26 protein-coding genes are annotated in these 26,099 nt (G+C 57.6%); 18 read left to right on the top strand and 8 right to left on the bottom strand.

From position 1 onward, the window contains the following. Window positions 1-2 precede the first annotated feature (2 nt). The gene (gene ilvA, locus A37O_RS0108355) at window positions 3-1,286 is read left to right on the top strand and encodes a threonine ammonia-lyase IlvA (RefSeq protein WP_026196254.1); all 1,284 of its coding nucleotides are present in this window, start codon (window positions 3-5) and stop codon (window positions 1,284-1,286) included. Window positions 1,287-1,319: 33 nt separating this feature from the next. On the opposite strand, the gene treZ is transcribed toward ilvA, so the two are convergent. Further along, window positions 1,320-3,059, bottom strand: a complete 1,740-nt coding sequence (gene treZ / locus A37O_RS0108350; RefSeq protein WP_018297052.1) for a malto-oligosyltrehalose trehalohydrolase — start codon at window positions 3,057-3,059, stop codon at window positions 1,320-1,322. A 52-nt stretch (window positions 3,060-3,111) separates the two neighbouring features. On the opposite strand from treZ, the gene A37O_RS0108345 reads away from it, so the two are divergent. Genes A37O_RS0108345 through A37O_RS16170 form a run of 3 tightly spaced genes read left to right on the top strand, consistent with a single transcriptional unit; the run spans window position 3,112 to window position 4,438 of the window. Beyond that, entirely contained in the window at window positions 3,112-3,759 is a 648-nt protein-coding gene (locus tag A37O_RS0108345; RefSeq protein WP_018297051.1) for a YigZ family protein, read from the top strand. Between the two features lie 37 nt (window positions 3,760-3,796). Then, window positions 3,797-4,030 carry a hypothetical protein gene (locus A37O_RS0108340; RefSeq protein ID WP_018297050.1) on the top strand — a complete coding sequence of 78 codons (234 nt, stop codon included), beginning with the start codon at window positions 3,797-3,799 and terminating at the stop codon, window positions 4,028-4,030. 27 nt (window positions 4,031-4,057) lie between these two features. Next, window positions 4,058-4,438 carry an RNA-binding S4 domain-containing protein gene (locus tag A37O_RS16170; RefSeq protein ID WP_083912622.1) on the top strand — a complete coding sequence of 127 codons (381 nt, stop codon included), beginning with the start codon at window positions 4,058-4,060 and terminating at the stop codon, window positions 4,436-4,438. Here the strand turns inward: A37O_RS16170 and A37O_RS0108335 are convergent, their stop codons facing one another. The 6 genes from A37O_RS0108335 to A37O_RS0108315 all read right to left on the bottom strand — a co-directional run bounded on the left by A37O_RS0108335 (window position 4,439) and on the right by A37O_RS0108315 (window position 13,299). Beyond that, window positions 4,439-5,443: a GTP pyrophosphokinase gene (locus A37O_RS0108335; RefSeq protein ID WP_018297049.1), complete on the bottom strand. Its 1,005-nt coding sequence runs from the start codon at window positions 5,441-5,443 to the stop codon at window positions 4,439-4,441. A gap of 51 nt (window positions 5,444-5,494) precedes the next feature. Next, complete coding sequence (treY, locus tag A37O_RS0108330; protein ID WP_018297048.1) at window positions 5,495-8,014, bottom strand: malto-oligosyltrehalose synthase; 2,520 nt, start codon at window positions 8,012-8,014, stop codon at window positions 5,495-5,497. Between the two features lie 71 nt (window positions 8,015-8,085). Further along, a complete protein-coding gene (locus A37O_RS16495) occupies window positions 8,086-8,721 on the bottom strand; it encodes a hypothetical protein (protein WP_156802543.1) in 636 nt (211 codons plus the stop codon). A 111-nt stretch (window positions 8,722-8,832) separates the two neighbouring features. Then, complete coding sequence (locus tag A37O_RS0108325; RefSeq protein WP_018297047.1) at window positions 8,833-10,212, bottom strand: exonuclease domain-containing protein; 1,380 nt, start codon at window positions 10,210-10,212, stop codon at window positions 8,833-8,835. A gap of 90 nt (window positions 10,213-10,302) precedes the next feature. Continuing rightward, complete coding sequence (gene glgX, locus A37O_RS0108320) at window positions 10,303-12,696, bottom strand: glycogen debranching protein GlgX (RefSeq protein WP_018297046.1); 2,394 nt, start codon at window positions 12,694-12,696, stop codon at window positions 10,303-10,305. Between the two features lie 51 nt (window positions 12,697-12,747). Then, window positions 12,748-13,299 (bottom strand): TetR family transcriptional regulator, encoded by a 552-nt coding sequence (locus A37O_RS0108315; protein WP_018297045.1) that lies wholly within the window; start codon window positions 13,297-13,299, stop codon window positions 12,748-12,750. A 355-nt stretch (window positions 13,300-13,654) separates the two neighbouring features. Here A37O_RS0108315 and A37O_RS15880 point away from each other — a divergent pair, with 355 nt between their 5' ends. Together A37O_RS15880 and A37O_RS15085 are read left to right on the top strand one after the other, a co-directional pair. Next, window positions 13,655-14,389, top strand: coding sequence for a hypothetical protein (locus A37O_RS15880; RefSeq protein WP_018297044.1), 735 nt, complete (start codon window positions 13,655-13,657; stop codon window positions 14,387-14,389). A gap of 39 nt (window positions 14,390-14,428) precedes the next feature. Beyond that, window positions 14,429-15,004, top strand: a complete 576-nt coding sequence (locus A37O_RS15085) for a hypothetical protein (RefSeq protein ID WP_018297043.1) — start codon at window positions 14,429-14,431, stop codon at window positions 15,002-15,004. Window positions 15,005-15,007: 3 nt separating this feature from the next. Here A37O_RS15085 and A37O_RS0108300 read toward each other — a convergent pair whose 3' ends face one another. Then, window positions 15,008-16,036, bottom strand: a complete 1,029-nt coding sequence (locus A37O_RS0108300) for a YbjN domain-containing protein (RefSeq protein ID WP_018297042.1) — start codon at window positions 16,034-16,036, stop codon at window positions 15,008-15,010. A gap of 209 nt (window positions 16,037-16,245) precedes the next feature. On the opposite strand from A37O_RS0108300, the gene hisD reads away from it, so the two are divergent. From hisD to A37O_RS0108240, 12 genes are all read left to right on the top strand, one after another. Next, window positions 16,246-17,577 carry a histidinol dehydrogenase gene (gene hisD, locus A37O_RS0108295; RefSeq protein ID WP_018297041.1) on the top strand — a complete coding sequence of 444 codons (1,332 nt, stop codon included), beginning with the start codon at window positions 16,246-16,248 and terminating at the stop codon, window positions 17,575-17,577. Further along, complete coding sequence (locus A37O_RS0108290) at window positions 17,577-18,701, top strand: histidinol-phosphate transaminase (protein ID WP_018297040.1); 1,125 nt, start codon at window positions 17,577-17,579, stop codon at window positions 18,699-18,701. Before hisD ends, A37O_RS0108290 begins: the two co-directional genes overlap by 1 nt. Beyond that, complete coding sequence (hisB, locus tag A37O_RS0108285) at window positions 18,698-19,306, top strand: imidazoleglycerol-phosphate dehydratase HisB (RefSeq protein WP_083912621.1); 609 nt, start codon at window positions 18,698-18,700, stop codon at window positions 19,304-19,306. The genes A37O_RS0108290 and hisB overlap by 4 nt, the downstream gene beginning before the upstream one ends. Beyond that, on the top strand, window positions 19,307-19,522 hold the full coding sequence (locus A37O_RS0108280) for a hypothetical protein (protein WP_018297038.1): 216 nt from the start codon (window positions 19,307-19,309) through the stop codon (window positions 19,520-19,522). Window positions 19,523-19,635: 113 nt separating this feature from the next. Beyond that, entirely contained in the window at window positions 19,636-20,925 is a 1,290-nt protein-coding gene (locus tag A37O_RS0108275; RefSeq protein WP_018297037.1) for an MFS transporter, read from the top strand. A gap of 45 nt (window positions 20,926-20,970) precedes the next feature. Beyond that, the gene (gene hisH, locus A37O_RS0108270) at window positions 20,971-21,609 is read left to right on the top strand and encodes an imidazole glycerol phosphate synthase subunit HisH (RefSeq protein WP_018297036.1); all 639 of its coding nucleotides are present in this window, start codon (window positions 20,971-20,973) and stop codon (window positions 21,607-21,609) included. A gap of 42 nt (window positions 21,610-21,651) precedes the next feature. Beyond that, entirely contained in the window at window positions 21,652-22,389 is a 738-nt protein-coding gene (priA, locus tag A37O_RS0108265) for a bifunctional 1-(5-phosphoribosyl)-5-((5-phosphoribosylamino)methylideneamino)imidazole-4-carboxamide isomerase/phosphoribosylanthranilate isomerase PriA (RefSeq protein WP_018297035.1), read from the top strand. 17 nt (window positions 22,390-22,406) lie between these two features. Further along, a complete protein-coding gene (locus A37O_RS0108260; protein WP_018297034.1) occupies window positions 22,407-23,198 on the top strand; it encodes an inositol monophosphatase family protein in 792 nt (263 codons plus the stop codon). Window positions 23,199-23,242: 44 nt separating this feature from the next. Beyond that, entirely contained in the window at window positions 23,243-24,019 is a 777-nt protein-coding gene (gene hisF / locus A37O_RS0108255) for an imidazole glycerol phosphate synthase subunit HisF (protein ID WP_018297033.1), read from the top strand. A 2-nt stretch (window positions 24,020-24,021) separates the two neighbouring features. Beyond that, the gene (gene hisI, locus A37O_RS0108250; RefSeq protein ID WP_018297032.1) at window positions 24,022-24,378 is read left to right on the top strand and encodes a phosphoribosyl-AMP cyclohydrolase; all 357 of its coding nucleotides are present in this window, start codon (window positions 24,022-24,024) and stop codon (window positions 24,376-24,378) included. A 31-nt stretch (window positions 24,379-24,409) separates the two neighbouring features. Beyond that, the gene (locus A37O_RS0108245; protein WP_018297031.1) at window positions 24,410-25,072 is read left to right on the top strand and encodes a TIGR02234 family membrane protein; all 663 of its coding nucleotides are present in this window, start codon (window positions 24,410-24,412) and stop codon (window positions 25,070-25,072) included. A 170-nt stretch (window positions 25,073-25,242) separates the two neighbouring features. Continuing rightward, complete coding sequence (locus A37O_RS0108240; protein ID WP_018297030.1) at window positions 25,243-26,058, top strand: indole-3-glycerol phosphate synthase TrpC; 816 nt, start codon at window positions 25,243-25,245, stop codon at window positions 26,056-26,058. Window positions 26,059-26,099: the final 41 nt, after the last annotated feature.

The raw sequence follows: 26,099 nt of genomic DNA, 5'->3' as shown, positions 1-26,099 counted from the left end.
CCATGAGTCAATCGAGCGAGTTTCAGCCAATCCGCGCATCAGATATACAGATGGCGCAAGCCAGTATTTCCAGCGTGATTGCACCGACTCCGCTGCAGTACTGCCCACGTCTGTCGCAGCAGTACGGCGTTGAGGTGTACCTCAAGCGGGAGGACCTGCAAGACGTTCGCTCGTACAAGATTCGCGGCGCCTACTACGCCATGTCCCGTCTGACTCCCGAGCAGCGCGAAGCCGGCGTCGTCGCAGCATCTGCAGGCAACCACGCACAAGGCGTGGCCTACGCATGTCGGACAATGGGAGTCGAAGGTCGCATCTTCGTCCCCGACAACACTCCGCAGCAAAAGCGCGAACGCATCAAGGTCCACGGCGGAGACTTGGTGGAGCTTGTTGTCGTAGGAAGCAACTTCGACGAGGCAGCACAGCATGCGCGTGAGGATGCGGCTGCCCGCGGGGCCACCATGATCGAGCCTTTCGACGCCCGCGACACCGTAATCGGCCAAGGCACGGTGGCCGCAGAAGTCGTCTCCCAGCTCACTAGCCTGGGCAAGTCCCTGGATACGATCATGGTTCCGGTGGGAGGTGCAGGCCTGCTCTCTGGTGTGACCTCGTACCTGGCGGATATGTCGCCGCGTACAGCCATTGTCGGAATCGAACCCACCGGTGCGCCTTCGCTGCAAGCAGCACTGGCCAACGGTGGTCCCATCACACTCAGCGACGTGGATACATTCGTCGACGGCGCGTCGGTCAAGCGCACCGGCGATTTGAACTACAAGATTGTCGACGAGAACTTGGGCCGGATCCACCTCCTCAGCGTCGACGAAGGCGCGGTCTCGACTGAGATACTCGACCTCTACCAAAACGAAGGCATCATCACGGAACCAGCCGGCGCCTTGTCCGTAGCAGGCCTTCCTGAAGTCCACCTCGCGCCCGGTTCGACGGTGGTGTGCATCATCTCCGGCGGCAACAACGACGTCCTGCGCTACGCCGAAATCATGGAACGCTCCCTCGTTCACCGCGGCCTGAAGCATTACTTCCTAGTCAACTTCCCGCAAAAGCCTGGCCAGCTCCGGATCTTCATCAATGACGTGCTCGGAGAAAACGACGACATCGCGCTCTTCGAGTACCTAAAGAAGAATAACCGCGACACCGGGGCAGCACTTGTGGGTGTGGAACTGCAACGCGCCCGCGACCTTGATCCATTGCTTCAGCGCATGGATGAATCTCCGATCGGATTCAAGCGGCTCATGCCGGGCACGTCCGAGTACGAATTCATCGTGGGCAACTAGTCGGGGCAACTAGTCCGGCAACTAGGCCCGCAGCTAGCGCTGGATCAGCGCGAAGCCCCACTCGTCGAGAAGCGTCTCGTCCTCAGTGACTCGCGGCGAGCTAAACGAATACACCAGGTCCCCGCCGATCGGCAGGGTGACCTCGGTGTTCGAGAAGTTCACGGCCAGAACGACGTCGTCGTAGCCCATGGTCAGCCAATTCGGGCCGTGCTCGACCTGGAGTTCGCGCAAGTCAGAGCGCACTAGCCGCAGATCTTTCCGCAAGCGCAGCAGCGTGGCGTAGGCCTCGTGGATTTCGGCCTGCTCCGAGGTGAAATCCCACTCCAGTTTCGCGGAGGCGAATGTCTCGGCGCTGGAAGGATCAGGCACATCCTTCGGATCCCAACCCGAGCGTGCAAACTCGCGGAAGCGCCCCTCCCGGGTCAAGCGGTTGAGCTCGTCGTTCGTGTGCGAGCAGAAGAAGGGGAAGGGCGTCTGCGCACCGTACTCCTCGCCCATAAACAGCATCGGGGTAAACGGTGAGAGGTAAATGACCGCGGCCTTAAGCACCTGCTGGCGCGGCGTGAGGTTCATCGACGGGCGGTCGCCCTGCGCGCGATTGCCGGTTTGATCGTGGGTGGTGGTGTAGGTGACCAGGCGCCACGGCGGGGTAGTAGTTAGATCAAGCGCGCGGCCGTGAGTTCGCCCGCGGAAACCGGAATAGCTATTTCGGAACCTAAAGCCGTTGCGTAGCGTCTCCGCAAGGATCTCGATGGTGCCAAAGTCTTCATAGTAGGCGTGCGTCTCGCCCGAGACGATGGTGTGCAGGCTGTGGTGAATATCGTCAACCCACTGGCCGGCAAGACCGTAGCCACCATTTTCCTCCGGCGTGATCAGACGGGGATCATTCAAGTCACTCTCGGCGATGATCACCCGTGGTACACCGGTGCGCGACTCGACCTGGTCGGCCACGTATTGAATCTGCTCCAAAATAGAGAACGCACCACGGTCATCCAAGGAGTGCACCGCGTCGAGGCGCAGCCCATCGATATGGAAATCATCGAGCCATTGGCGCACCGCATCCAGGATGTAGCGGCGCACCTCGTCTGAGCCATGCTCGGAGATATTGACTACCTCGCCCCACCCCGTGGAGCCGCCCGCAGTGTACGGCCCGAAGAATCCCGTGTAGTTTCCATCGGGGCCGAAGTGGTTGTATACCACGTCGAGTACCACCCCGATATTCTTCTCGTGTGCCGCGTTGACCAGCTTCTTTAACCCTTCCGCGCCGCCATAAGATTCCTGGACGGCGAACCAATCCACCCCGTCATAGCCCCAGTTGCGCTCGCCGCCGAAGGGTTGCACGGGCATCAGTTCAATCGTCGTCACGCCCAGCTCGCGCAAATAATCCAGCTTATCGACGATCGCCTCAAACGTTCCCTCCGGCGTAAAGGTACCCACGTGGAGTTCGTAGAGGACCTGCGCTGAGAGGATCCGGCCTGTCCAGTCCTGGTCGGTCCACTCGAAATCCGGGTCGAGGATCTGCGAGAGACCATGAATCCCATCGGGCTGGGAGGTCGTGCGGGGATCAGGCAACGTGATCGACCACTCGGTGCCGTCGAATACCTCGAATCCGTAGCGATCGCCGACCTGAGCAATACGGTCGCAGACCCACCACCCCGAGCGATGCGGATCGCGGTGCATCTCAAGGACCTCAGAGTTTTCCTCAGAGTTAATTCGAAGGCGAAGGTTGTGAGCGATAGGAGCCCACACGCGGTACGGTTCGAGTGCAATCATGCTTCCCAGGCTATGGAAATTCAGTCCGCTCTGCCAGGTATGATAATTATCAATGCTGACCAGTTATGAATTACCCGCCGACGGGGAGCTCTTTACCCACGAGTGGGAAATCAAGCGCTCGCGGTTCATCACTTGGATTCAACGCGCCCAAAACGAAGAACAAGCCCGCGACGTGATCGCACGCGCACGCACGACCTATCCGGATGCGCGCCATCATTGCTCCGCATATGTACTCAGCGTTGAAGGATCCAACCCCATCGAGCGCTCCAGCGACGACGGAGAACCCTCCGGCACCGCAGGAAAACCGATGCTCGATGTCGTGAAAGGCTCCGGCATGCTCGACATTGTCGTCGTGGTGATCCGCTACTTTGGTGGAATCAAATTGGGCGCCGGTGGCCTTGTCCACGCTTATTCAAATTCCGTCAGCGAGGCGCTGCCCTCCGTGCGCGGCGTCACCCGCAGCAAACAAGAACTTGTCACCGTCGATTTCCCCCACGCTGAGGCAGGGCGCATTGAGGCCGAGCTACGCAATCAGGGCGTGACCATCATCGGCGTTGAGTACGGTCGAGCCGCCACGTACACGCTTGCATTTGAGCCGGGAAAGCGCTCGCTTCTCGACGATCGCCTGGCCGCCATTACCCAAGGTCGCGCAGAGGCGAAAGAGGCCGGGCATGCTTGGGTGGAGTCTCGCCAGGACTGAATCTGACCAAAGTTGTTGAAACGGATAAACTAGTTATATGTCTATGCAGCGTCGCAATCCCAACCCTATTCAGTCACGCAAAGATGCCGTGCGCAAGTACTCCAGGAACGCAGTTCTATGGGCTGGCGGCGGCGTCGTCGGTGGCATCGCCCTGGGACTTTTGATGTCTTCTTGGACCCTTTTGATCATTGGTTTCGTTGTCGCAGTGGTCGGCGGCGTAGTCAACTACAACAAGGTGCAGAAGATTATTAAGCACAAAGACAACTACTAAAGCACTCAAGCACTAAAGCAGATTCCTATGACTTCGCCCGATGGTTCCCCCGTTCGCATCGACGTATGGGTGTGGGCCGTGCGCCTTTTTAAAACGAGAAGCGATGCGGCTAAAGCGGTTCGCGCCGGGCACGTCAAGTTAAACAACGAATCGACGAAACCAGCCCAGCAGGTCGTACCCGGTGACCGGGTTCGGGTGTGGAAAGATCACCGCACCTTCGACGTGGAAGTCGCAGCGACGGTGAGAAAGCGCGTCGGTGCCTCCGTGGCACGCTCGTGCTATATCGATCATTCTCCGCCACCGCCGCCCAAAGAGATCTTGGCGTCAATCCCTCAACGCGACCGCGGGGCGGGCCGGCCAACAAAACGTGAACGCCGCCAATTGGATCGGCTCCGCGGTCGAGATTAGTTAGTCTGCGGAACTAGCACCCCGGAGTAGTTTCAATCGCTTCTTCAACCGCGCCTTACGCTGCTCGGAACGGTTCCCCGACTTTCCTATCCGCTTGATGTGGTCCTCGCCGAATCGGTTGAGCAAGAGATCGTCGATAATGCGAACCTGACCTGGATTGAAGCGGTACTTCATTGCTTTGGACACCGCCTCGATGTCGGCGTCGTTGAGCAGTTCAGAGAGCTCCTGCACCGTTGTTACTCCATTGGAATGCAAGAGTTCGGTCAGCCACCGGTAATGCTCGGACCGTGAACGAGGGAACCGCGTTCCCACCAGCATGGCAAGAATGCCGGGAAGCGTTTCCTCTGACAATTGAATCTCGGATTCGTCAACCCGGAATTGTTCCGGATCTTGCAGCGCCGCGATCTGGTCGAACTGCTGGTCTGCGAGTTCGATCAGGCCTGCCGCGAGCGTGAATGACCGATCAACCTGTGGATCTAATTCATTGGTGCCGCGTTTGTAACGAATGTCGTGCTCGAATTCCGCCCAGGCATGTTGGAGGACGGTGCGCACTTGGATCTCAAATTCCAACCCGATGAAATCCTCGAGGCCATCGGAATCCTCGGTGACCTGGACAATGAGGTGGTGCGACCCGTACCCAAAACCACCCGACACCTTCGTCTCGAGGGCCTTATCCACGCTGCGCTTGACGTTAAATGAGTTCGAGATGATCTCGAGCACGACCGGAATTTCCGTCGAGTGTAAGACCGTGACCCGTGCACCCACAACGTCATGGATATCGGTCCACGGATTCGGGTAGGACAGGGATCCGTCGGGGCGACGCTTCCGCGCCTTTGCCTTGAGAGAATTCCACGTTTTTACTCGGACATCGACTCCGTCGAAGTTCACGCCGGCATCTTGCAACAGATCTTCTAGCGCGTCTTTGACTTCTTCGGCTGCGTTGGGATGCGCCTTGACCCACTCGTGGTACTTCGTGCCCAACAGTGCAATGGTGTTCGCTGGCATAGATTTCACACCCTACCTGAGCGTCGGAGCAGTTGCTTTACAAAGTTTTTCTTACATGCTTGCAGCAAGTTCGTCCAACCTGCGTGATACCAGGAGTGCCGTAGGGAGGAGATCGAGTACGTCGGCGACCAATACGGTGCCCGAGTAGACCTTGCCTGTGAGCCGGTCGACCCACTCGCCCTTCGGCAGAGTCACCGTGGTGTCACGCCAGCCCCCATTTTCTTCCAAGAGCAGCGGACGACGAGTGGCAAGGCCGATTACTGCAATCCCGTCGGTGCCCGGCAGATCGGCATCGCCTCGCGCCGTACCCACAAGATGGCTCTCGGCAGAACCCACACCGAATACTGCCTGGTGTTCGCCACGCAAGAAGATTTCCGGGAATTGTCGACGCAGAGTTAGTCCTCGATACACCACCGCCTGCTTGGCTCGGTCCTTCCACTGTTTCAAGTGTGGGTACGCGCCCAAGACTTCGTCCTCGGATTTTTCGGCACGAGCTTCAGCAACGATGCTTTCGAGGTCACCTTCGCCGCCGATTTGTTCCAACGACTGGCTCCGAGCCGTGTAGTCAACGAAACGGCGGTTATCGGGATCCACGAGTGAGTCGTCGAAAAATTCTTGTCCCTGGTAGGTATCGGGAATTCCTGGACCCACGAGCTGGAGCATCTTTCGACCCAGGGAAATCTGGATAGCACCGCGGTTAATCTTCTTCACGAATTCGGTGATCTGCGACGTGGCAGGACCATCAAGCAGAGCGTCGATCCAATCCGTAATAGCAGTCTCAAAAGCAGAATCCTGATCGACCCAGGAAGTATGAACTCCGGCTTCGCGAACCGCCTTGAGTGCGTACTCATGCAGGCGGGAGCGCAGAGAGTCCGTGATTTCACCATCAGCAGGCCATACACCGATGATGTTTTGGATCAGGAAATGCCCCGTTCCTTTGTCTGGAGAGGGAACAACCGCGCCGATCGTGGACACGAGTTCTGCGAATTCGCTCGGCAGCTCCGTCAACTCGATGATGCGGGCGCGGACGTCTTCGCTGCGCTTGGTGTCATGAGTGGACAAGGTGGTCATGGCCTTGGGCCACAGGGTCTGGCGTTCCTGTTGGAGGAGGTGGAATTCGGCAGCCGATACGCCAAACCTGCCCGGTGCACCACCGACTTCTTGAAGCGCTACCAGGCGAGAGGCGCGGTAGAACGTAGTATCCTCGACGCCTTTGGCCATGACAGCGCCACAGACCTGAGCAAAGCGAGTCTTCGCTTCACCGTTAGCCAAAAGGGCTGCTGCGATGAGATCGAGTGCGTCTCGACGAGAGGGGAAACGCTTGGACATATCGGCAACCACACTCGACGTAATGCGCGAAAGGGAAACATAGTCAGCTCGGTACACAGGCATGGCGGCCACGAGTTCGACGATGGTGGAAATCAATTCGGATTCCGACACCGTGGCACCGGCGGTGGAGAAGTTATCTCGCCTAATGGCACGTGCGAGGCGGCGCACTTCGGCACCTAATTCTTCCCGCGCAACCTCTCGTTTCAGGTGCTGTTCGGTGGCCTCGATTGCGCTGTCATTCCAAGTCGAACCGGTCTGCTGCAACGCGAGCATGGACAAATTATCCTCGGCTTCGCGTGAAATGAACACGCCATCAAACTCTCGCAGTGCGTCATATCCCGTCGTACCATCAACCGCAAGACGAGGATCCAGGGGCTCGGAGACCCCCATGATCTTCTCAATGATCAGCCACCGGTCAGGACCGACAAGATTGCGCAACCGATTCAAATATTCAAAGGGATTGCTCAGTCCATCGGGGTGGTCGACGCGTACACCTTCGATGAGGTCTTCGGCGATGAGCTCACGCAGGATTCGGTGGGAATGCTCAAAGACGAGGGGGTCTTCCTGGCGAATGCCGGCAAGTCCATTGACTGAGAAGAATCGGCGGTATGAAATGACCCCGTCACGCCAGAACATCAATCGGTAGCACTGCTGGTCATAGACACGTATCGGGTCGTCCTCGAGGCCCTCGCAGGTTCCAGGGGCCACCGGGAAGTAATTGTCGTAGTAGGCGAGGACGATTTCGTCAATGTCCTCGTGAAATTGCAACTCGAGGGCGGACTCATCGCCTTCAGCACCCAAGATGGGCATGCCGAGCTTTCCGCCTGCACCGTTGTCTTCATGCCAGTCGATGTCGAAATAGGGCTCGAAGTTCGACTCCTGGCCGTTCTTCAAGACATCCCACCACCAACTATTCAGCTTCGGTTGGTCGACTCCGAGGTGATTCGGGACGATATCGATAATGAGAGACAGACCCGCTTCTTGTGCGGCGCGCGCAAGCGAGCGCAGCCCTTCGATTCCGCCAAGCTCCGGGTTTACCTCGGTTGGGTCCGTGACGTCGTAGTTGTGATTCGATTCGGGCAGTGCCGTCAGAATCGGGGAGAGGTAAATGTGAGACACCCCGAGGCGCTTGAGATAGGGTACTTGGGCTTCCGCCTCTGCAAATCCGAATGAACGACCGCCCGGGTCAGCTTTTGGGCCACGCAACTGCAAGCGGTAGGTGGAAGTAATGGGACGACGCACGTGAGACTCCTCAATTTGCAGACATCTTTTGTATCAAGATTATAGGTTTTTGGCCCCGTAGCCGTGTGCGACTAACGACTTAAGGGGAAACCTAAGGAATGAACGATGGGAAAAATTTCGCCAGCGGCGTTGCCTAAAGCGTGACTGAACTCGTGAGGGTGTGCATCAAATACAAAGAGGTCTAAGTAATTTGTGGTGGCGTAGATAAGGCCCTGAGTGGGGCGAAGAAGTTTCTGAAAATGCTGATGGAGCACGGAGAAAGTAACAGGGTGAGCTAGCCAAGCGGTCGCAGGGGCATGCTTGAATGACACCTCGACGCCACTTAATGTGCTGTGAGAAAATCGCACTCCCGCGTCTCGAACCAAAAACTCGGTGCCCTCGGAGAAACTATGTCGACTGAGCAAATGCGACGCGGCGAGATCCCAGGCAGTACGAATGCTCAGGCCGCTATTTCCAAGCTCACTGTGTGTCAGCGGGTCCCCGTTGTGAGTTAGCAGAGCGCACGAGAAGTCACGAGAAAGGATGACTTGGGCGCTGCGCCCAGCGGACAGTCCGGCGTTCCACGACGGCGCTGAAGCGCCCGCTTTGCGACGAACCAACCGCAGGTCCACCGCTAATCTTTCACGTGGTGGTTCTGCGCCGTTCGGCGCCTGCGGCTGTAAGTCAAGCGTGGTGGATAAAGACGGAGGAGCGAAGGCAGTGGTCACGGGCGGTCCTTTCCAGTGCGGTGCAAGGCAAGAAGAAAATCAACCTTTTACCCACTTAGACTGCGCCAGGACCCACAAGGTTCCATCGCTGCCCAGAAATTAGACCAGAAACTAAAAAGGCGGTTGCTCGTCGAGCCCCAGAACGCCGAGCAACTTTTCCTCAGACCAAATCTCGATGTTCTGGCCCTTTTCCATGAGCTCCCGGGCGCGCTTCTCCTTCGATGTCATTGTTGCCCAGACTCCGGTGACCAAAATGGTGGTTTTCTTGGTAACGTTTTTCGCCACTTGACCACCGGCGTTGGCAATACCATGCCACAGTGTTCCCTTATCAAATGGTTCGAATTCACCGGTCAGCGTGACGTTTTGCCCATAAAGAGGGTGAGACGGAGACGCTGCAAGATTTGGCTCAGGAATTTCGTCCGGCGTAGACACCGATTGCCACGGTGCAGGTCCACGGCGTGAAGGCTGGTCGGTACCGGCCCCCGATACCTCCGGTGCGGGGGACAGCTGCGCAGCGGGGACACTCTCACCAGCTTCAATCCGGGCGAGTTGGGACGCCTGCAGTGCGCGCGAGGCACCGGAGCGATCCTTCAATACGGGCACAATGCGCTTGTCCTCGATAACGCCGAGGGTAAAGCCACTTGCGTGGATGAATTCCATCAAACTGCCACTATGGCCTGCCCGACGTGCAAACTCGACCATAATCTGCGCGGCGGCAGATGCGTCTGCTGCCGCATCGTGGTGGTGGGAGAGCTCAACACCGAGTTCCGCAGCGACTGTAGGAAGCTTGTGATTGTCTACCTTCAGAGAGCTTGCCCGCGACTGGGCCAAAGTACAGGCGAAGAGGAGGTGAGGGATGGGTTCGCCGGATGCGACGCTGGCATCCCTCAACGCCGTGGTATCGAACTGCGCATTATGCGCGACGATCGGTAGCTCCCCGACGAAGTCACGGAATTCTGCCAAACGCTCCTGAAATGACGGCTGGTTAGCAACATCGTCAGACGTAATGCCGTGGATGCGCACGTTGAATGGGTCGAAAGAACTGAATGGCTCAGGCGGCGTACACAACCACGAAGCACGTTCGGTTTCGCGGCCGTTGAGAACTTTCACGACTCCGATCTGGCAGATGGAGCCCCATTGACTGTTAGCTGTTTCCACATCGAAGCCGACGAAATTAAATCCAGGGATTTCAGCTTGGGATTCTTCACTTGGTGCGGTGCCCTGTTGGGCAGCACCGATTGCGTTTTTCAGTTCCGTGGCACGAGCAATGGCACCCGGAGCGAACTCAATGGTTGTGGTGCCTGCCGAGGTAGTGATGGACACGAATGAACTGTCCCAGGCGTCGCCTTCAACGAGTGCAACATTGTCCACCGACGCGACATCAATCGAGGCATCGCCTGAGAGTCCGCGGAGCGATGCCGCAAGGACGGTAGGGGCGATCTTGATCTCCTCGTTGGTCACGGTGATTGTTGCGCCATGAGCTTCGATCACTTCGATGGGCTCCTTCAATGCAAAAGCGGGTAGGACAAGCAATTGTGCTCATCCTACCCGCAGTGGCAGACATCAAATATTTGGGATTATTTAGGAGTCTGCCTTAGGGGTCTCTGGTACAGCCTCCTCGGCGACGGCCTCAGTTTCCGGCTGGGCTTCGTCGTCAATTGCGATGTCATCTGCGACGACCTCTGCATCATCGGCCTTGACCTCGGGCTTTGCCTCTTCTGTTGTCTCGACTTTGACAACTTCCTTCTTTGCCGGAGGAACGACTTCCTTCGACTTGGACTTCGGCGACACCTCGAAATTGAGCTTTGGTTCTTCTTCGAACACAGGTGCTTCAACCTGCTTCAGAATCAGCGTCGAACGTGCCTCGACGGTGACGCTATCGCCTGGAACTACCAGCGACTGCTCAAGCGGGTAGCCCGTCTTTTCGGAAGTATCGACCAACAGTTGCCACTTAGAACCCAGGTTTCGAGCGGGAATAGTGAACTCGATGGCCTCGTAGTGGGCATTGAACATCATGATGAAGGAATCATCTTCGATGCGCTGGCCACGGTCGTTGGGTTCGCGGATAGCCGTGCCGTTGAGGTAGACCATCAGTGCCTTACCGAAGGCGAAATCCCAATCCTCTTGGGTCATGAGCTTGCCGTCAGGAACGAGCCATGCGATGTCGCGGTCTTGCGCATCGGAACCCAGAGGGCCGCCGTCGAAGAAGCGATTGCGGCGGAAGACTGGGTGCAGCTGACGAATGCGCAGCAAACGGCGAGTGAAGTCGTGCAGCTCGCGATTCTTATCTAGCAAGTCCCAGTCCATCCAGGCGATTTCGTTGTCCTGGCAGTAGACGTTGTTGTTGCCGCCCTGGGTGCGCGCCATTTCGTCGCCATGCGAAATCATGGGGGTGCCCTGAGAAAGCAGCAACGTGGTCAGGAAGTTGCGCAACTGACGGGACCGAAGCTCGTTGACTACTTCGTCGTCGGTGTCGCCTTCGACGCCGTGGTTCCAGGAACGGTTGTGGGACTCGCCGTCTCGGTTATCCTCGCCGTTGGCCATGTTGTGCTTCTCGTTGTAGCTCACCAAATCGTTCAGTGTGAAGCCATCGTGAGCGGTGATGAAGTTAATCGACGCCGTCGGGCGGCGACCGTTGTGCTGGTACAGGTCTGAAGAACCGGTGATGCGGGAGGCGAATTCACCCAAGGTTGCCGGTTCGCCGCGCCAGAAATCGCGCACGGTATCGCGGTACTTACCATTCCATTCGCTCCACAGAGCAGGGAAGTTACCCACCTGGTAGCCATCATGACCGACATCCCATGGCTCTGCAATGAGCTTGGTCTGGGAAACAACCGGGTCTTGCTGCACCAAGTCGAAGAAGGTGGCAAGGCGGTCGACGTCGTTTAGCTCTCTGGCCAACGTCGATGCGAGGTCGAAGCGGAAGCCGTCGACGTGCATCTCTGTAATCCAGTAACGCAGCGAATCCATGAGTAACTGCAACGAATGCGGATCGCGCACGTTCAGGGAGTTACCCGTGCCGGTGTAGTCCATGTAATGGAACTTGTCACCGTCAACGAGGCGGTAGTACGCCTCATTATCAATGCCGCGGAAAGCGATAGTTGGGCCGAGGTGATTGCCCTCGGCGGTGTGGTTGTACACCACATCAAGGATGATCTCGATGCCAGCTTCGTGATAGGAGCGCACCATGCCCTTGAACTCGGATACGGCATCACCTGGCTTACCGCCGGACGCGTAGTCCTGTTGCGGTGCGAAGAAACCAAAGGTGTTGTAACCCCAGTAGTTGCGCAGGCCGAGATCGCGGAGGCGGTCATCCTGCAAGAACTGGTGCACTGGCATCAGTTCAACCGATGTGATGCCAAGGTCCTTGAGGTAATCAATCACGGCGGGATGCGCCATACCAGCGTAAGTACCGCGGAGATTCTCCGGTACCTCTGGATGAGTGGCGGTCATGCCCTTAACGTGCGTTTCGTAAATCACCGTCTCGTTGTGCGGGATTTTCGGTGCGCGATCGTCGCCCCAATCGAAGAAAGGGTTGACAACTACCGACAACATGGTGTGGCCGAGGGAGTCTTCATCGTTGCGGCCGGACCCCGGAGGGTCCGCGTGAATATCGTAGGAAAACAGCGATGCGTGACCGTCAAACTCGCCATCGAAGGCACGTGCATAGGGATCGACCAACAATTTATTGGGATCGCAGCGCTTGCCGTCTTGCGGGTTCCACGGACCGTGGACACGGTAGCCGTAGCGTTGACCAGGAACGACACCCGGCAAATAGGCATGCCAGACGTGGTTGTCTACTTCTTTGAGCTCAATGCGTGTCTCTTCGCCGGCTCGATTAATGAGGCAGAGTTCGACTTTTTCAGCAACATTAGAAAAGAGGGCGAAATTCGTGCCAGCACCATCATATTTGGATCCGAGAGGGTAGGCTTCTCCAGGCCAGACCTGGTGTATTTCTGCAGGAACTTCTGTCATAAGCCCTCATGCTAGTGCAAGAGGCCGGGGAGTGCCGTTTCCAAACGTCGACTACGAGTGTCGCAAACCCTCCAAGAGGAGCTCAACTGACCGGCGGGAAAGTTCAATTTTGGGTGCTGTTTCTTCCTGTCCCGTGTCCGCGGCGTACTGCTTGCTTGATTGCTCAATGAGGACGGAGCCCAGGGTGAGGTGCACCAGGCCGTAAGCCGAGGATTGTAAGTCCATATCAGTTGTTTCACGAGAGTGAAATTGAGCACTGATCGAACGCAAGAAGCTATCTAAGACTTGGGAATGCACCACCGAATTGGGCTGAGACATAGAAGCAGTGACAATTTCGGCTCCATCGCGATGCCTTAATAAACAGGTGCGGAAAAGTTCCGACAATTGAATCGGTGACACGGAGGCGTCGGAGTGATGGACATCGGACACTATTTCCTCGGCGATGGCGGTGATGAGCTCTTGTTTATTCGCTACGTGCCAGTACAAAGCACCAGGAGCTACGTTGAGGTGAGATGCCACCCGGCGCATCGTCATATCGGGAAAGCCATAATTATCCAAGATGTCTAAGGCCGCTGCGACAATTGACCCACGTGAGAGCTGCATAGTCCTTTAGAGTACTCAAGCCGAGGGGAAGTGTTTTCAAAGTGATCTCATACAGAAATTATTGTTTTTCACAGGATTCTTTGCGATGTATTTATAGGAATAGTCACGAAAGAGTTGTTAGGGTCGTGAGGTAATTGCCTTCACCTGCGTGAAACGACTGCATGCGTGCGGTGCGGTATTTTTATTGAAGTAACAAGTTTAATTGCTTGTATTGGTAATTACATGTACATCTGAATCTAGGCCGAAAGAATTTTCGTCGCTGTTGACCGTCCTGTGAAACGAATCGGTACTCAATTGAGATAAAACTGATGAGTTAAAGAGGAAACAACCTTGGCCCAAATCTAGGAGTAACTACGTGAAGGTTTCAATCAAGACCAAGAAGACCCTTGCTGCTGTAGCAATGGTGGCACCGCTCGCACTTGTGGCTTGCGGTTCCGAAGGCGATGTAGCAGCGGAATCCTCGCCTGCACCGTCGTCATCCTCCGCGGCCGAGACCACAACAACGTCCAAGGAGAAGCCGGACCAGGACGACGAGGCGAAGAAGAAGGCCGCAGAGGATTCCTCCGCTTCTGCGGCGCAGGAAAGTGAAGCAGCTGCCGCTCCAGCCGCGAATGAAGTACCTGCAGATACCAACGCAGCCGCCTCCAACGGCCCAGAAGGCAGCGATGCAGCTGCAAACGCCGTGGAGAATCCATTCCCAGAAGGGCAGGCAGAAGGCGCCCAGGTCGCCCCAGTTGAAGGCGGCAACCCTGGCACCGAAGCTGACACTGCTGCGATCCGTGCAACCCTCGAAGACGTGTATGCACAGGATTCCATGCACGGCATGATCCAGTCGATTGAGCGCAATACCTGCGAAAGCGTCATCGCTGCCAACGGTGGACACGAAGCATTCAGCGTCGCGGGTATCCCAGACGTTTCCTACGCTGAAATGGGAATCGATCGCAGCCAAAATGGCGTCGATGCAGTCAATAACGTCCTCGTTAACGGTGACCGCGCTTCCGCAGATGTCACCGTGCGCACGCAAGAAGGCCAGGACACCACCACCCAGCGTTTCCTGCATGAGGGTGGACAGTGGAAGATGTGCGACTAATTAAACTCCCGTAGCCCCCGCCGAGTACGGTAGGGGACTATGTCGATTCACCAGACCCCGCTTGCGAGTTCTACGCCTGCGACGAACAAGACTCGTCGCAAAGCAATGGTAGGAACCGCAGCGGGTTTGTTGTTTTTCGCGCTCGTCGCAGGCCTAGTGCTCGGAGCACTCTGGGGGGCATTTCGTCCCGCCTACGTGGGAGACATCACGGATGGAATGTTCATTGCCAACGAGACCGAAAGCCCACGAAATGTTGAGTTCAGCTCATTTGCCTCATACATCCTGATCACCGGAGTACTCGGCATCGTTGTGGCTATGGTGGCCTATCTCAAGGTCGGACATGCGGCAGGTGTGGGAATGCTCATCTGGGTGGGCATCGTGGCATTTGCCGCAACGTTTGCCTTCTACGTATTTGGCAACATCGTCACCGGGTGGGTTCACCCGTACCCGGATCCCAGTGGTGGAGATGTTACCGGTGCGCACATTGTCCCTCCGATGAGCCCAGGAGTGGGATGGGCAGTGGCCCCACTCTTAGCAGTTCTGACCTATTGGATTCAGGCGATCGTGTCCAGCCCAGACCCAGAGCCCGAACCGTTGCCCGGTCGGACGATCTAGCTCTTAGCTCGGCCATTCCACAATGGAGTGGCCACGTGTCTGCGTGCTCAGTGAGTCCATGGCACCGAGAATGGCCACGAGCGACGAGATCACAAAGTGACTGCGCTGGTCGAGCGCCTGTCCCTGGGTAATATCGCAGCTTGTTTCCACGTGGAGGAGCACCGTGTCACCCTCCATGCGCGTATACGCCGTGGTGTTCACGGATTTTTCATTGTGGTCATTGCATACGAGCCACAGGTCGAGAAAATTCTCTGGCTCAAAATCGGTGATCCACCCGCCGGTGATGCGAAAATAAGCATTCGAATCCACGCAGAGCGCAAAACCCACACCGTTGACCGCAGTAGAGACGATCTCTTGCTCGTCGATGGCATAACTGAAATCAAGCTGATCCAAGGGCTCGACGACATGATCGAACTCAAACGCCTCGATTGGTTCGTTCGGGGAGATTTCGGCGAGATCCGGTGCCGTGTACACCTCGGGTTCTTCACCAGCAGGCAGATGGCGCCCCTGGGGGTGTGGGCCGTTGAGCGCGACGTGGTCTTGCTCCTGCACAATTGTGGTGGGCAGGCGCAGGTGATCGTCGTCAAGCTCAAACTCTGCTCTCAGCTCTCTGTAGAACGTGCCAATGGAATGCAGCGCAGAGCCCAAAAACGACTGGAGCTGATTGTCCGACAAGCCACACTTAATGAATGCCGAGCTCCTGGTGTGGATATGGATAGTGCCCGCGTCCGAGAGTTCGTAGGAGGCGGAAGGCGCGATGCGTTCCATGTTCCACGTGTCCAAAAACTCCGCGAGCGCGCTGGCGAAGTCGAGGTGCATCGGCACCCGCGCGCGAGAATCAATTACGAGTGACAGCGGAACGGAATAGTCGATCCATGCTGTGGCGACGTAATCATGGGCCGAAATAATCAGGCGATCGAAGCCCAACTCGGAGTCGAATCCGAGGCCATAAAGTGCACTCTGAACCCGTTCAATATCAATATTGCGGGCTTGCCCCAGCTCTGCCGGCTCGGGGGCGCGATGTCGTCCCAATTGATCTCGCCTCCTTGCGTTCAATCCAGTCTAGTGCGTGGTTCCACTGCGATCTATCCCCACTTTTCTGCGCCCACATACGTGATTTAGTGAACACTTCCACACCTTGGTCGGGCTAAAAGACCCACGGTCAGGTGGAATGCCTACAATGAGTGGAGTATCACTGCGCTGGATCTGCCCAGCGCTCCGCCACGCTGAGGAGAAAATTCATGCTGAAAGTGACCGACCTTCGCGGTCGCACCCCCTCCACATCCGAACTTCGTCGCGTATTGCCACGCGGCGGAACCGATGTGAATGCAGTGTTGCCTACCGTAACGCCGATTGTTGAGGATGTGAAGTGTCACGGGGCGAAGAAGGCCCTCGAGTATGGTCAAAAGTTTGACGGGATCACCCCGGAGTCCGTCCGCGTGCCGCAAAGCGTCATTGACGCAGCACTTGAGGGCATCAGCGATGAGGTCGAAGAGGCACTGAAGCAGGCCATCGCGAGGATCCGCAAGGTACACGCCGAGCAGAAGCCCGCGGCCCACACCACCGAGTTGGCCCCAGGTGCGACGGTCACCGAGAAGTTCCTGCCTGTGCAACGCGTGGGCCTCTACGTCCCGGGCGGCGAGGCAGTGTACCCCTCGTCGGTGCTGATGAACGTGGTTCCGGCGCAAGAAGCCGGCACCGAAACGATGGTCGTTGCCACCCCTCCACAGGAAGCCTTCGGCGGGTGGCCACACCCCACGATCCTGGCGGCCTGCAAGCTGCTGGGTGTCGACGAGGTGTGGGCCGTCGGCGGCGCGCAGGCCGTTGCACTTATGGCTTACGGCGACGACGAGGCAGGCCTTGAGCCAGTGGACATGATCACCGGTCCAGGCAACATCTTTGTCACCGCGGCGAAGCGACTGGTCAATGGTGTCGTTGGTATTGATGCCGAGGCGGGCCCGTCGGAGATTGCCATCGTTGCGGATTCCACGGCGGACCCTGTCTACCTCGCCTATGACCTCATCAGCCAGGCTGAGCACGATCTGCTTGCAGCTTCGGTGCTGATCACGGACTCCGAGGAGCTGGCCAAGCAGGTCAACGAGGAGATCGAGGCCCGCTACACCGTCACCCTCAATGCCGATCGTGTCAAGGCGGCATTGACCGGACAGCAGTCCGGCATCGTGCTTGTCGACGATCTCGCCGCCAGCATCGCGGTCGCCGATGCGTACGCCGCTGAGCACCTCGAGATCCACACCACCAATGCCCGCGAGGTTGCGGAACAAATCTCCAATGCCGGCGCCATCTTCGTCGGCCCGTACTCGCCAGTCCCATTGGGCGACTATGCCGCCGGTTCCAACCACGTCTTGCCGACCTCGGGCACGGCCCGGTTTTCCTCCGGCCTGTCCACCCACACCTTCTTGCGTGCCGTCAACCTCATCGAATACGACGAAGTAGCGCTCAAGGAGATCGGCCCACACATCATCGTGCTCTCGGAAGATGAGCAGCTGCCGGCACACGGCGAGGCCATCCGCGCTCGCTACGAGGTCACCGGTGCAGAAGGAGAGGAGCAGTAATGGAGTTTCGGGAAGGCACCCTTGCCACCGACACAAAAATTGGTGAGCTCCCACTGCGCGAAGAACTGCGCGGCAAATCAGCCTACGGGGCGCCGCAACTTGATGTTCCGGTTCAGTTGAACACCAACGAAAATCCCTACTCGCCCTCTCAGGCGCTTATCGACGATTTGGTCGCCGAGGTAGGCAAACTCGCCTCCACATTGAACCGCTACCCCGAGCGTGACTCGGTGGAACTGCGCACCTCGCTGGCGGAATATATTTCCGCCCAAACTGGAGTCCACGTGACCACAGACAACCTGTGGGCTGCCAATGGCTCGAACGAGATCTTGCAGCAGCTGCTCCAGGCGTTCGGTGGACCGGGCCGCAAGGCCTTGGGCTTTACTCCGAGCTACTCCATGCACCCCATTTTGGCAGCTGGAACGCAGACCGAGTTCATTGCGGTGCCCCGCGGCGCGGATTTCCGGATTGATCTGGACAGCGCGCTGCAGGCCATCGATGAGCACACCCCCGACGTCATTTTTGTGACCACACCGAACAACCCCACGGGTGACGTGACCAGCTTGGATGATATCGGTCGCATCATCGAGGCAGCACCAGGCATCGTTATTGTCGACGAGGCCTACGCCGAGTTCTCTCCGTCGCCCTCAGCGACGACCTTGCTGGACAAGTATCCAACCAAGCTCGTGGTCTCGCGGACCATGAGTAAGGCCTTCGATTTCGCCGGTGGCAGGCTGGGGTATTTCGTCGCTGCACCTGCCTTTATCGAAGCCGTGATGCTCGTTCGCCTGCCATACCACCTCTCCGTGTTGTCACAGGCCGCTGCAACAGTGGCACTGCGCCACTCCGAGGACACCTTGGCCACGGTGGATAAGCTCGCACAGGAACGCGTCCGTGTCGAAGCTGCGCTAGGCGAATTGGGCTACGAGGTCGTGCCCAGCGAATCCAACTTCTTGTTCTTCGGACACTTCACCGATTCTGCCACTGCCTGGCAGGCATTTTTGGACGAGGGTGTGCTGATCCGCGATGTTGGGGTGCCAGGACACCTGCGCGTTACCATTGGACTTGATACTGAAAACGACCTGTTTTTGAAGGCCGCAGCCATTGTGAAAGAGAAGGGGCTATAACCGTGGCAGACCGCATTGGAAAGTCGATCCGCACCACCAGCGAATCCGACATTTCCGTAGAGATCAACCTCGATGGAACAGGCAAGACCGACATCTCCACCGGCCTGCCTTTCTTCGACCACATGCTCACAGCATTCGGTACACACGGTTCCTTTGACCTGACCGTTCACGCCAAGGGTGATACCGAAATTGATGCCCACCACACGGTGGAAGACACAGCGATCGTGCTCGGATGGGCGCTTCTCGATGCAGTGGGGGACAAGAAGGGGATCCGTCGCTTCGGCTCCATGCAACTGCCCATGGACGAAACCCTCGTCGAAGCCGTCGTCGATGTTTCCGGACGGCCATATTTTGTGATGAACGGCGAGCCCGAGAACATGGACTGGCAGATCATCGGCGGGCACTACGCCACCGTGATTAACCGCCACTTTTTCGAAACGCTGGCGTACAACTCACGGATCACGTTGCACGTCAATTGCAAGTACGGGCGAGATCCGCACCATATCACCGAGGCGGAATACAAGGCAGTGGCCCGCGCTCTGCGTCAGGCGACTGAGCTGGATCCGCGCGTGACCGGCATCCCGTCGACCAAGGGAGCCCTCTAAGTGGTTGAAGTTTTAGCATCAACAGCCCAGGAGTCGCAGAGTATCGGTGGCAGCATGTTTATTTGGATCCTCTTCATCATCGCGGGCTTGCTCGTTGGCGGCGCATGGTCGGCATATCAAAATGGATCCAAGTCAGCCACCATGATCATGGCGGTCCTAGCTGCCGCTGCACTGCTGATTGCATTGCTCAACCTTTTTAACGCGATGCCCATATAGTCGTATTTTTCTCCAACTTTGCTATCCTTGCTCAGGCATCTCCTCCATGTAAACGGGGGAGCACTATTGTTTAATAGTTTGTTGATGGTTTTTGAGAGGAGAGATGAGGCGACGTGGCAACTCAGCGTCTATCCCGGGAAGAAATCGAAAAGCTCGATAGCATCTGGAAGGCGCCGGGGTTCATCCCGACTCTCATCGCAGTAGCCTCCGCTTTCGGCGCGTGGTCGCTGCTTCTCCCAGTCCTTCCCGTCGCAGTTCTGGACTCAGGTGGTGACGCTACGCTCGCGGGCGCCACCACGGGTGTGTTCATGTTGGCTACAGTGCTCACCCAAATCGTCACGCCTCGCCTGTTGCGCGGCGTGGGCTACACACCGGTGATGGTCGTGGCGGCCTTCCTCCTCGGCGTTCCCGCCCTTGGACACATGATCAGCATGAACGCCGCGGTGGTGCTATTTTTCAGCGCACTGCGCGGTGTCGGCTTCGGCGCGATTACGGTCGCAGAATCAGCGTTGGTCGCAGAACTCGTTCCCTCACGCTTCCTTGGCAAAGCCACCGGCATGCTCGGGGTGTTCGTCGGTGTGGCACAAATGGTCTTCTTGCCTATTGGCCTGGCAATGGCGGAGCCCTTCGGCTACAACTCGGTGTACATTTTGGCCGCAGTCATCGCACTGGTTGCAGCGGTTATGTGCCTGCGGATCCCCAACCTGCGTGCGGCACCGGCGGAACCACGCCATTCGTCGTCAAGCGAAAATCATGTGCCTATGTGGAAACTGGTGCTGGTGCCCGCGCTGACGCTGACCACCATCTCGATGGGGTATGGCCTGATCACGTCGTTCCTGCCGGCACTGATCCGCGAGTCCGACGTCGCAACCGGGGCGGCGCTGGGAGGCGTGATCCTCTCAATAACTGGCGCGGCCTCGATGATTGTGCGCTACGTCGTCGGCGTTGTGGCGGATAAGCGCGGTGAACCAGGAACGTTGATGCTGCCGGCTCAGATCAGTGCCTTCCTCGGTCTACTGCTGATTGTGGTGATCATTCTGACAGGTGCGTCCATGTGGTGGATGGTGCTGGCGGCGATTCTCTATGGTGGCGGCTTCGGTGCCGTGCAAAACGAATCCCTGCTCACCATGTTCCATCGACTGCCGCGATCGAAAGTATCGGAAGCCTCCGCGACGTGGAACATTTTCTTCGATGGTGGCACCGGGTTGGGTTCGACCGTGCTGGGCTTTGTTGTTGCGATTTCTGGTTACCCCGGGGCGTTTACTGCGGGCGCGGTCATTGTGGTTTTCGGCATCGTGATGACCTTGCTGGATCGCTTCATTGGCGCGCACAGAGTAACCGAATACAACAACATTAAAACCCGGCTTCAACAGGTGCGACGTCCCTCCGATCCACCGAAGTAACCTTGAAGTTCTTGGGCTTGACACGAAGGTTTAAACTAAACAACCATGAGCCTCAATGTTGCAGTTCTTGACTACGGATCCGGAAATTTGCGTTCTGTCCAGCGTGCCCTCGAGCATGTTGGCGTCAATGTCGAAGTAACTGCGGACCCGAAACTGGCAACGGAGGCAGATGGTCTCGTCGTCCCTGGTGTCGGCGCTTATGCGGCGTGCATGAAGGGCCTCAATGAGATCAACGGCGCACGTATTATCGGCCAGCGTCTCGCTGGTTCACGCCCCGTGCTCGGAATCTGCGTCGGCCTGCAAATCCTGTTTGAAAAGGGTGTCGAGCACGGTGTGGAAACCAACGGCACCGGCGAGTGGCCCGGAGTGGTGGACAAGCTCGACGCCACCATCTTGCCGCACATGGGCTGGAACACTGTCGATGTTGCAGAAGGCTCCGAACTTTTTGCCGGGCTCTCACCCGATGACCGGTACTACTTCGTACACACCTATGGTGTGCAGAAGTGGGAAATGGAGGACCAGGACTTCCTGGAGCACCCCAAGGTGAGCTGGACTAATCACGAGAATGCTCGCTTTGTCGCTGCGGTGGAAAATGGCCCGCTGTGCGCAACGCAGTTCCACCCGGAAAAGTCCGGAGACGTCGGATTACACCTGTTGAAGAACTGGATTAACACCTTGAGCTAGGACTACGGGGGAGACGTCGAGTGCGTGTCCTAAACTAGAAGCATGACTTTTACATTGCTCCCGGCGGTGGACGTTGTTGACGGACAGGCAGTCCGGTTGGATCAAGGCGAGGCCGGTACAGAGAAAAACTATGGCTCCCCGTTGGAGGCCGCATTGGAGTGGCAGGAGCAGGGCGCGGAGTGGTTGCACTTTGTCGACCTCGATGCTGCCTTCGGACGTGGCTCCAACCACGAGCTGATGGCTGAGATCACCGGCAAGCTTGATATCAACGTCGAGCTCACCGGAGGTATCCGCGATGATGCCTCCCTAGAGCGCGCACTGGCCACGGGAGCGAAGCGGGTCAACATCGGAACCGCAGCGCTGCAAAACCCAGAGTGGATGATTGAGGTGCTGGGAAAATACGCGGACAAGGTCGCCATTGATATTGCCGTGCGCGAGGAAAACGGCGAATGGCGCACCAAGGGCAACGGGTGGACCTCGGACGGGGGAGACCTGTGGGAAGTTCTCGAGCGTTTTGATGCTGCGGGATGTACTCGTTTCGTGGTCACCGATGTATCCAAGGACGGCACGCTAGCAGGTCCAAATATTGAACTTTTGCGAGAGGTTTCCGCTGCTACAGACGCTGCGGTGACAGCTTCGGGTGGCATCGCCACCTTGGACGATGTTCTCGAAGTAGCCAAATACCAAGACGAAGGCATCGACTCGGTGATTATTGGAAAGGCGCTTTACGAAAAGCGATTCACCCTCAGCGAGGCACTTTTGGCCGTGAAGTCGATCTAGTGGTCTAGAGTAACAACATGAATGATTACAGCGCCCAACTCTCACTGGCAAACGATGTGGTGAGAAAAGCCAGCGACATGTTTGTCGCCGGCGTGGGAGCTGCGCCTACCCTGATTAAAGGCAAAGGCGATTTCGCCACCGAGATCGACCTATCCATTGAAAAGTACATCCGGGAGCGCCTGAGTACCGCCACGGACTATCCCGTTTTCGGCGAAGAAAAAGGGGGAGACTTCACCCCTGAGGGCTGCTGGGTCATCGATCCTGTCGATGGAACCTCGAATTTTGCCTCCGGCAATCCCAACTGCGCGATTCTATTGTCGCTCATCGTCGATAACCAGCCTGTTGTCGCTGTTACCGCGATGCCGCTGTTGAACATGCACCTGTCCACGCGGGCGGGCCAGCCGGTCTCGCTCAACGGGAAGGAATTACCGCCGCTGGCAAATGAAGTCCCCGTCGCCTCACATGTGGGGATGGGAACTATCGGCTCTCCAGACTCGCAACGTTTCCCGGCCTCCTACCGCCTACGCCTCGCGGGCTGGTTGTCGGATACGCAGCTGCGCCCTCGCATCACCGGCTCAGTTGGGGTTGACTTGGCGTTTCTGTCACAAGGGATTTACCAGGCCGCGGTGAGTTTTTCTCCACACGTTTGGGACAATGCCGCGGGGGTGCTCCTGGCACGCAACGCCGGTGCCGTGGTCACCGACGGGCTCGGAGAAGAATGGCATCCGCAGTCCATGGGCGTCATTGCTGGTACTCCTCGAGCGCATCGTCTCATCATGGATACCATCCACACCATCGTCAATATCTGAGCTCAATAAATCTCAATCAACCAAAAGAAAGTTTTGATTATCCCATGGCTGTTGCAATTCGTGTCATTCCTTGCCTCGATGTCGACAACGGGCGCGTTGTTAAAGGCGTCAACTTTGAAAACCTCCGTGATGCCGGAGACCCGGTCGAACTTGCCCAAAGGTACGGCCAGGAAGGCGCCGACGAGCTCACCTTCCTCGATGTCACTGCATCCAAAGCAGGACGCGGAACCATGCTCGACGTGGTTCGTCGTACCGCGAACGAAGTATTCATCCCACTGACGGTCGGAGGCGGCGTGCGTACCGTCGACGATGTCAATGAACTGCTGCGCGCCGGCGCCGACAAGGTGAGCGTGAACACCGCCGCCATTGCGAAGCCGGAAATCCTGCGGGAGATGGCGCAGCGCTTCGGTTCCCAGTGCATCGTCTTATCCGTGGACGCACGTCGTGTCCCAGAAGGGGGCCAGCCGCAGCCCTCAGGTTTCGAGGTCACCACACACGGCGGGTCGAAATCCGCGGGCATTGACGCGATCGAGTGGGCCAAGAAGGGCGAAGAACTCGGCGTGGGAGAAATCCTGCTCAACTCCATGGATGGGGACGGCACAAAGGAAGGCTTCGACATTGAGCTGATTGAGCGGGTCCGCGCCGCCGTGAACATTCCCGTGATCGCTTCCGGTGGTGCCGGCAAGCCTGAGCACTTCCCGCCCGCAGTTGCGGCAGGGGCCAATGCGGTACTGGCCGCGTCGATTTTCCACTTCGGCGAAGTGTCCATCTCTGAGGTCAAAGAGGCCCTAGATAACGCAGGATATGAGGTACGTAAATAACTATGAGCGATAACCCCGCAGATTATGAACTTGACCCGGCAATCGCAGCGCGGTTGAAGCCGAACGAACAGGGCTTAGTTCCTGCGATTGTGCAGGCCAACGGCACCGGAGAGGTGCTCATGATGGCTTGGATGGATGAGCATGCTCTTGCCTACACCTTGGCTCGGAAACAGGGCACCTACTACTCGCGTTCGCGTCAGGAGTATTGGATTAAGGGTTTGACCAGCGGGCACACCCAGGAAGTCACGGGTGTGCGCTTGGACTGCGACAGGGATACCATCCTTGTCACTGTGAATCAGGTCGGCGGCGCGTGCCATACTGGCAATCGGACCTGCTTCGACGCAGATCAGTTGTTGTAGGCGAGTTGAAGGCGCAGGAAAGGAAGGCTCCGTGAGCGAACAAAAGGTAGACAAGGGGCTGTCCCGCCAGGGCGCACTAGCTCTCGGAATTGGTGCCCTGATCATGTGGGCAGGTTCGCGCATGACGTGGCTGTCAGTGAGTTACTTCGACGACCGTTCGGGCTCGGGCACGATCGATCTCACCGGTGCTGTCTGGTCCACGGAGGTCACCGCAGTCATCCTCCTGCTCCTAGCAGGAATGATCGCCGGCTTTGTTGTCCGTAAGTGGGGGCGCCGCATCATCGGTGCGATCAGTGCTCTGGCAGCAATCGGCGCGATGGTGTCTCCGCTAAGCCTGTTCTTCGGCACTCCGGACACGGAGCGTGCACACAGCCTGCTCACCTCTGGTGCCGCAAGCCAACGGGCCTCCAACCCTGTGTCCATCGCCGAATGGGCCAGTATCACCGACATTTCGGTCAGTTTCATCGGCCCAGTTTTGATTGTTGTGGGTGCGCTCATCGCCGTTGCAGGTGGCCTCGCCATGGCGGCACGTCCCGGCGGGGATTCCCCGAAGCTCAATAAATACGAGACGGCTGCCATGCGCCGTGAGAAGCTTCACGACGATTTGGAGTCCACCCCTGATTCAGGACGAGTCATGTGGGATGCCCTCGATGCTGATATCGACCCCACGGACCGCGAACCCAAAAAGCCATAGAACTCGCAGTCCAAAGCGCAAGAGTGCACGCTGAAACGTGGTGCACTTCACCCTCTGTGCCACCCCCGCAAAGTAAACAGCAGGCAACGCGATTTTCTGTCTATACCAGTCACCCGCTAGCCTTATGTCTTAAGCGAAGACCCTGTTTTTGGACTGGCAGGAGGTGGGTCATGACGGCATTATCCAATGTCAGCGACATCGTTTCAGGCGTGCTAGCCGATGTAGCGAAGCGCGAGGCCGAAGTGCCATTCCAAGAGATCAAGGCACAATCACGGGATATGGCCCCAACCCGCGATGTACGAGCCGCGATATTGCGTCAAGGGTGTGGCGTCATCGTCGAGATTAAACGCACCTCTCCAGTATTTGGCCCCACCGGTATTTCCTCATCGATCGCATCTGTAGCGCGAGATATTGAGGCTGGTGGGGCTCATTTGATTGCGTGCCAAACCGAGCGACTCCGATTTGGCGGTTCGCTCATCGACATGGCCACCGCACGCGAGGCCGTCGATTTGCCCATGGTCTGTCGCGACATCATCCTGGATCCCTACCAGATCCACGAGGCGCGCTGCTATGGGGCAGACATGATCCCACTCCAGGTAGGTCTGATGGATCAGCATCGTCTGGAAAGCCTGCTCGACCGGATCGAATCGTTGGGCATGGAGTGCATGGCCGAGGTCCGCACAATCGAGGAAGCCGACCGAGCCCTGTCCGCAGGTGCAAGCATCATCGCCGTGAACTCCTGGTCCTTTGATACCAACGATCTCGACCGCGATGCTTTCTCTCAAATTGAGCCGGGCCTGCCCTCGGAGGTTTTGCGCGTCAGCCTTGGTGGCGTGCGCAATGGCAAAGACGTCCTTGCCGCGGCGTCGCAAGGGGCCGATGTCGTCCTCGCAGCTGAATCCGTCATGAGCGATGAAGACATCCGCGTTGCGACGATGCGCTTAGCCGCCGCCGGCCAGCACCCGGCTTGTCCATCTCGCCGGTAGCACCGGGTTATCTCGCAAATTGCCAGTCATTAAGGCACACT

It is taken from the genome of Corynebacterium lubricantis DSM 45231 (assembly GCF_000379425.1).
In the GTDB taxonomy this organism is placed as follows: domain Bacteria; phylum Actinomycetota; class Actinomycetes; order Mycobacteriales; family Mycobacteriaceae; genus Corynebacterium; species Corynebacterium lubricantis.
The sequence above is the reverse complement of the archived record's forward strand: the minus strand, read 5'-3'. Positions and strand labels throughout refer to the sequence as shown.